Raw genomic sequence first — 5494 nt, 5'->3', positions numbered from 1 at the left:
TACAAGCCGGAAAGCGCCCTCACCGCCGGGTCACCCGCTCTGCTGCTCGCCCACCAACTCGGGGAGCGCGGCCACAAAGTGATCCACAAGGACATCTTCGTGGACGGCGAGTTCGACCGACCCGACGAGCCGCGCGTGTACGTGATCGGCACGAAGCATTCGATCCACGCCACATGCAGGTTCGCGCCCGGGTCGGTGGTGCTGGACCCGCACGGCTACATGCCGGACCAGCAGGGCGTGATCGTGATCAGGGTTGGGCGGAAGCGGTGAACATGCACGAGGTGATCGCCGCCTGGGATGAGGCAGGACCGAAGCACATCCACCCGTCGCGCGGCGTCTCCGAGGAGGCGTACTGGGAATCTGGCGAGCAAGCCGCCCAGCAGCTCGCCGAGGTCCTCAAACCGGGCTCGCGCGTCGTTGACTTCGGCTGTGGTGATGGTCGGGTGGCGATCCCGTTGAAGCGCCTCGGCTACGACGTGACTGGCGCGGATGCCTCCCCGAAGATGCTCGCCCACCTCGCGGAGAACGACCCGGACCTGCCGCAGGTCCACTCGGACGGGTCGGACCTGTACGAGAAGGTCGGCCACAAGGTTGATGCTGTGGTCTGCTTGGCGGTGCTGATCCACCACCCGCGCCCATCAGTCCTGGCCATCCTGGACGGCCTCGTCAAAGCGGTCCGCAAGGGTGGGCTGCTCATTGTGGACTGGCCGACCTCGGACAACCCTGAGGAAGCGCAGATCTGGATCGATGTCACCACCTGGCACCCCGACGTGCAGCGAGCCGAAGCGGAGAAGCGCGGCTTGAAGCGCATCGAACCGGAGCGCCCATGGGCCGTGTTCCGCAAGACCTGATCCCCAGCCCAAACCGCCCACGGCTTGATCACCGTGGGTTCGAACGCCCCGAGCATCCTCCCGGACTCGGGGCGTTCAACAATCCGGGAGAGGAACCCAATGAGTGAAACGACGCCCACCCCACGTCCAGACGAGGGCGCAGATCAGAATGCGACTGAGGCCGAGCTGATCGCCCTGCTCGATGCCTACCGGAAGCACTGGAAGAGGACTGAGGATCACATCCTCGTACTTCTTCGTGATCTGCGGGATCCCGTAGCCAAGTTGCGCAATGACGAACTTGCCGCAGTTCACCGCAAGGCCTGAGGGAGGTCATGTGCGCGTCGCTGTCGTGATCCCTTGGCGTGGCGGTCAGCCGGATCGGGAGCGCCACCACGAAACGGTGCGCGCCCACCTACGGGAGCTGCTGCCGGATGCTTGGCACATCGACGCCGACTCAGGCCACACGCCGTTCTCCCGGGCAGGGTCACGTAATCACGGCGTACGGCTGGCTCAGGACGTCGGCGCTGATGTGGTGGTCTTGTGCGACGCCGACACCCTCCCGGAGGCCGAACCGCTGTACGCGGCGATCGAGAGCGCCCACGACGGGCTGCTCCACCTGCCCTACACACACTTCCGTGGACTCTCCCCGCAGGGCACAGACGCCTACCTCGCTGGAACTCCCGCCCACCTGTGCGTGACCGAACTCGAAACTGACTGGTCTACCGGCGGAGTGCTGGTGGCCCAACCTGCTGCGTGGTGGCGGGCCGGTGGAATGGACGAACGCTTCTCATCTTGGGGCTTCGAGGACTCCAGCCTCCGCATCGCAGCGGACGCGATCCTCGGCCCCAGCGTCAAGCACGAGGGCACGATCGCCCACCTGTGGCATCCAAGCGACATCGACATGTCCTCACCTGCCTACCAGGCGAACGCCGCTCTCGCTGCCCGCTACGTCGCCGCTGAGGGCAACCCCGAGCAGGTGCGTCCCATCGTCGCCGAACACAACCCCGGCGTTCTCGCTTCCATCTGAAGCGCCCACCACCAAAGAACCCTCCAGGTCGCTCCTGGAGGTAGAGAGCCCTGGCGTCCTCATGCGCCGGGGCTCTCGCCCACCCATGAGGAGAGAACATGACCGACCCGACAGCCTCTAGAAGGATCCCGTCTGGAGTCGTGGAGCTGGATGACGCGCAAGTGGCACTCGCCCAGGGCTTCGTGGACGCGTGGAAGAAAGGTCGCGAACTCAACGCGCGCCTCTACGCAGACATGCACCGAGACGGGTTGACCTGGTACGACGCGCCGGTTCCGCCTCGCTGGCATCGCTGCTTCGCCCAGTCCGCGCTAGGCGGGACGCGCCGTTGCCCGTGCGGAGCGATGAATATCGGGTCAGGGTGGGCGTTCAAGAACGAACGCCGAAAGAACCCAATCTGGGCACGCCTCAAGTCTCTGGCGAGCGGCAATGCCTGATCTGGCTCCCGCTCCGCCCCCGGCTGCGGCTTTGGCTCAGTGGGAGCGGGAACGCGCCGCGCTGATCCAGTGCGCTCGCGCTCTGGCGTTCAGCTACGCAGGCAACCCGCGCCCACCGGAGACCAAGCCGGAAGATCGCGCCATGTGGGATGCGATGCACCGCGCGTACGACGTCCTCGGCGTCACCGACACCCGCCACCTCTCAAGGACCGCCCATGTCTGAGACCCCCGCTCCTGAAGGCGGCACCATCGCAACCCCGCCCTGCTCCCGATGCGGCGAACCAGTCAAGGTGCGGTGCTACTCGACCACTCGCGACGATGGCACTTCCGTTCCGTTCGCCGCCAACCTTATTGGCCCACCACACGACTGTTCGGCGTCCAAGCCCTACACGTCTGAGATCGCGAAGCTGATCCGTGTTGAGCGGGTGGGCTCTTCCTTCAGGTTCGAGATCAACGGCGAGCCCTTCCCTTACGCGCTGCCCGCTGACGAGCCGCTCGTGACGCGCATGGAGCGCGGCAGTGTGGCTACGGTGCAGGTCACGATCATGGCTGAACGCGTCGAATTCATCGACGCCCCGTTCTCCTTCATGAACGGCGTGAGCGAGGCGCCCACCGATGCCTGATCCCGAGGACCCGATCACTCTTCTCGCTGAAGGTGCCGCCCAACTCCACGAGCTGTTCCTCGCCTACCTGAACGCGGGCTTCACCGAGGGGCAAGCCCTGTTCCTGCTCGGTCAGATGCTTCAGGCCAGCATCAAGGGAGCCGCAGGATGACGACCCCCGCTCTGGTCGTTCTCCGCCCCGGCGACAAGGTCCTCGTGACTCTCTCCGAAGACCCCACCCCTGCGGACGCCCACACCGTGATGGCCAACCTCCGCAAAGCCTTCCCCGGCGTGAACTTCACCCTCCTGTCCGGCGTCTCCGCCATCGCCATCGCCGCCCCCGAGTAACCCCAGGACGCCTCGCACATGGCGCCCACCACCACCACCATGAAAGCGAGGGCTAACCCCGTGCCGCACCCCTACCCAGGCCAGCAGTGGAAGCACGGCTGGAAACCCCTCACCCCGGCCGCGAAGAAAGAAAAGAACCACGGCCGCCCAGTCAAGCCCGGCACCAAACTCGCCAAGACCTCAGATCCGAAGGGGTCCAGCGGAGACTCTTCGCCCACCGATTCCAGAACCACCAGCCAGCGCATGGACGACGCCATCCGCGCCAGGTCCGGACGCAATAACGGCTCCACCCGAAACAGCGGCGGCCCCTCCGCTGCGTCCCTGGCTACCAGCACCACCCGAAACAACGGATCCACCCGGCAGGCCACCCGCCGCCGAAACGAAACCAACGAAAACCGGTACGCCACCCCCCTCCGCAAAGAAGCCCTGGAGCGGGAAAACAACAACCCGTTCGGCAAGCACACCATCGCCCGCGACCCCGACAACATCAAGATCGGCCAAACCGTGTGGGCGGGCAACAAGTGGCTCAAAGCCAAGAACGCCCAAGACGCGAAAAACATGTCACGGCTCGCGAAACGCCACCTCGACGACCTGCACTCACGCCACTCCTAACCCGCCGGCCGATCGCTGACAGGCTAAGGACGGAGGCATCCATGGCGGACACCAACCCCACAGACGATCTCCGGCTGAAAAAGTACTGGACCCAGCCTGGCCAACCCGGCTACATCAAGATCGCATGGGGAACCGACGGAGACTGGACCCGCTGCCAGAAGCTTCTCTCTGAGCACGTCGGAGACTCCAAGGCCCGCCGCATGTGCGCTCGCTGGCATATAGAGGTCAACGGCTTCGCGACAGGTGATCGACGGAATCTCTGACGACCTCCTGGGGGTGACCTTCCATGGCACGCCGCATCCAGGCCAACCCCAGAGACCGGGTCGAGACAGCCACCATGTGGCGCTCAGCACCCCGCCCTGTGGATTGGCCGGCCAGAGTCGCCGCGGTGAAGGCCCGAGACCAGTCCTGCAGATGGGTCCAGCATGGCCGCATATGCGGCTCTGTGGAGAACATCGAGGTAGACCACATAGGCGACCCTACTGATCACCGCCTGGAGAACCTCAGAGCCCTGTGCAGAAGTCACCACAGGACCCGCACAGGGCAGCAGGCAGGGCAGGCAGCAGCAGCCAAGAGGATCCCCCGGAAGAGACCAGCAGAGCGTCATCCTGGCCTTCTAAAGTAACAGAACGTCACATGAGTGGCTGTTCCGATGCAGGTCACGCACTACTAGGTGTAATCATCGCAGGAACGGAGACCTCATGGACATCCTCATACTGCTCGCACTCATCGCGTTCCTCGCCTCAACCATCTGGTCAGCAATACAGAGAGCATGGCCACTCGCTCTTCTTGCAGCCGGCGCATTCCTTCTCACGCTCTCCAGTACGGGACTCCTCACCGCGTAGAAGAGAGCAAACCAGCCCTTCCCTCACCCCTCTGACATAGGGGGTGGGGGGGGCTCCCGAGGACCATTTCCAAAGCGAGCGCGGTAGGTGATTCCGCCTCGGATTCCGTACGGGTCGTGACGAGTTGTGAGCTCGTGATGACGGCTGAGAGTGGCGCTAGTTTGTGCAGCGCTTTCAGTGTTCCGGCAGGTCAGAGCATTTTTTGAAGTAATTGGCGGCTGTCTCGCTTCTGGATCACCGACATGGTGGCCGGTCTAGGGATGGCCGCTTCGTCGTTGCAACGACCCCGACATGGGGTGTTGCCATCCCGACATGGGAGAGCAGATGGCTCGTTCTGGTGGGCCCGTGCCCAACCGTAGTGATCAGCGGCGTCGCCGCAACAAGGTCGAGATCGACAAGGCTCCGCTTGCTGTGGCGGATGGCGTTGTTCGCGGCCCGGAGTGTCCTGATTCGGTGGGAGGGTTGGCGCGGGATTGGTATGAGTCGCTGCGTACGTCGGGTCAGTCGGTGTACTACGCCGACTCGGACTGGACGTCGGCGCGCATCATCGCTCGCGCGATCGAGAAGTTCGAAGAGCGGCCGACGGCGCACATGCTGACCGCGATCCTTTCAGGGTTCGGTTCGCTCGCTGCGACCGAGGGAGACCGGCGTCGGCTGAAGATAGAGCTGGAGCGGGCTCCGGAGATCGACGCCGACGAGGAGGCGGCGGTCGCGGAGATCGATGAGTGGCGCGCTCGTCTCTCCCGCTGATCGTCTCGTCACCCTTCCGCTTGGCGTCCCGGAATACACGCTGGGT

12 protein-coding genes are annotated in these 5494 nt (G+C 64.6%); all 12 read left to right on the top strand.

Features of this window, described 5'->3' with window-relative positions; all coding sequences use genetic code 11:
* A partial coding sequence (locus AB0J58_RS43935; RefSeq protein WP_364227539.1) for a hypothetical protein occupies positions 1–270 on the top strand: 270 nt, incomplete at its 5' end.
* A 2-nt stretch (positions 271–272) separates the two neighbouring features.
* Complete coding sequence (locus AB0J58_RS43930; RefSeq protein WP_357795779.1) at positions 273–851, top strand: methyltransferase domain-containing protein; 579 nt, start codon at positions 273–275, stop codon at positions 849–851.
* 99 nt (positions 852–950) lie between these two features.
* The gene (locus AB0J58_RS43925; protein WP_357795781.1) at positions 951–1154 is read left to right on the top strand and encodes a hypothetical protein; all 204 of its coding nucleotides are present in this window, start codon (positions 951–953) and stop codon (positions 1152–1154) included.
* A gap of 10 nt (positions 1155–1164) precedes the next feature.
* The gene (locus tag AB0J58_RS43920) at positions 1165–1857 is read left to right on the top strand and encodes a hypothetical protein (protein ID WP_357795784.1); all 693 of its coding nucleotides are present in this window, start codon (positions 1165–1167) and stop codon (positions 1855–1857) included.
* A 98-nt stretch (positions 1858–1955) separates the two neighbouring features.
* Complete coding sequence (locus AB0J58_RS43915) at positions 1956–2291, top strand: hypothetical protein (protein WP_364227534.1); 336 nt, start codon at positions 1956–1958, stop codon at positions 2289–2291.
* Positions 2284–2514, top strand: a complete 231-nt coding sequence (locus tag AB0J58_RS43910; protein ID WP_364227531.1) for a hypothetical protein — start codon at positions 2284–2286, stop codon at positions 2512–2514. The genes AB0J58_RS43915 and AB0J58_RS43910 overlap by 8 nt, the downstream gene beginning before the upstream one ends.
* Positions 2507–2914 carry a hypothetical protein gene (locus AB0J58_RS43905; protein WP_357795789.1) on the top strand — a complete coding sequence of 136 codons (408 nt, stop codon included), beginning with the start codon at positions 2507–2509 and terminating at the stop codon, positions 2912–2914. The genes AB0J58_RS43910 and AB0J58_RS43905 overlap by 8 nt, the downstream gene beginning before the upstream one ends.
* The gene (locus AB0J58_RS43900; RefSeq protein ID WP_357795792.1) at positions 2907–3065 is read left to right on the top strand and encodes a hypothetical protein; all 159 of its coding nucleotides are present in this window, start codon (positions 2907–2909) and stop codon (positions 3063–3065) included. The genes AB0J58_RS43905 and AB0J58_RS43900 overlap by 8 nt, the downstream gene beginning before the upstream one ends.
* Positions 3062–3241, top strand: coding sequence for a hypothetical protein (locus tag AB0J58_RS43895; protein ID WP_357795794.1), 180 nt, complete (start codon positions 3062–3064; stop codon positions 3239–3241). The genes AB0J58_RS43900 and AB0J58_RS43895 overlap by 4 nt, the downstream gene beginning before the upstream one ends.
* 18 nt (positions 3242–3259) lie before the next feature.
* Positions 3260–3853, top strand: coding sequence for a hypothetical protein (locus tag AB0J58_RS43890; RefSeq protein ID WP_357795797.1), 594 nt, complete (start codon positions 3260–3262; stop codon positions 3851–3853).
* 41 nt (positions 3854–3894) lie between these two features.
* On the top strand, positions 3895–4116 hold the full coding sequence (locus tag AB0J58_RS43885) for a hypothetical protein (protein ID WP_357795800.1): 222 nt from the start codon (positions 3895–3897) through the stop codon (positions 4114–4116).
* 894 nt (positions 4117–5010) lie between these two features.
* Positions 5011–5448 (top strand): hypothetical protein, encoded by a 438-nt coding sequence (locus tag AB0J58_RS43880; RefSeq protein WP_357795803.1) that lies wholly within the window; start codon positions 5011–5013, stop codon positions 5446–5448.
* Positions 5449–5494 lie beyond the last annotated feature (46 nt).

Origin of the sequence: Streptosporangium sp. NPDC049644 (assembly GCF_040675205.1) — a bacterium.
Lineage (GTDB): Bacteria > Actinomycetota > Actinomycetes > Streptosporangiales > Streptosporangiaceae > Streptosporangium > Streptosporangium fukuiense.
Note: the sequence above shows the minus strand (reverse complement) of the source record. Positions and strands in the feature narration are given on the sequence as shown.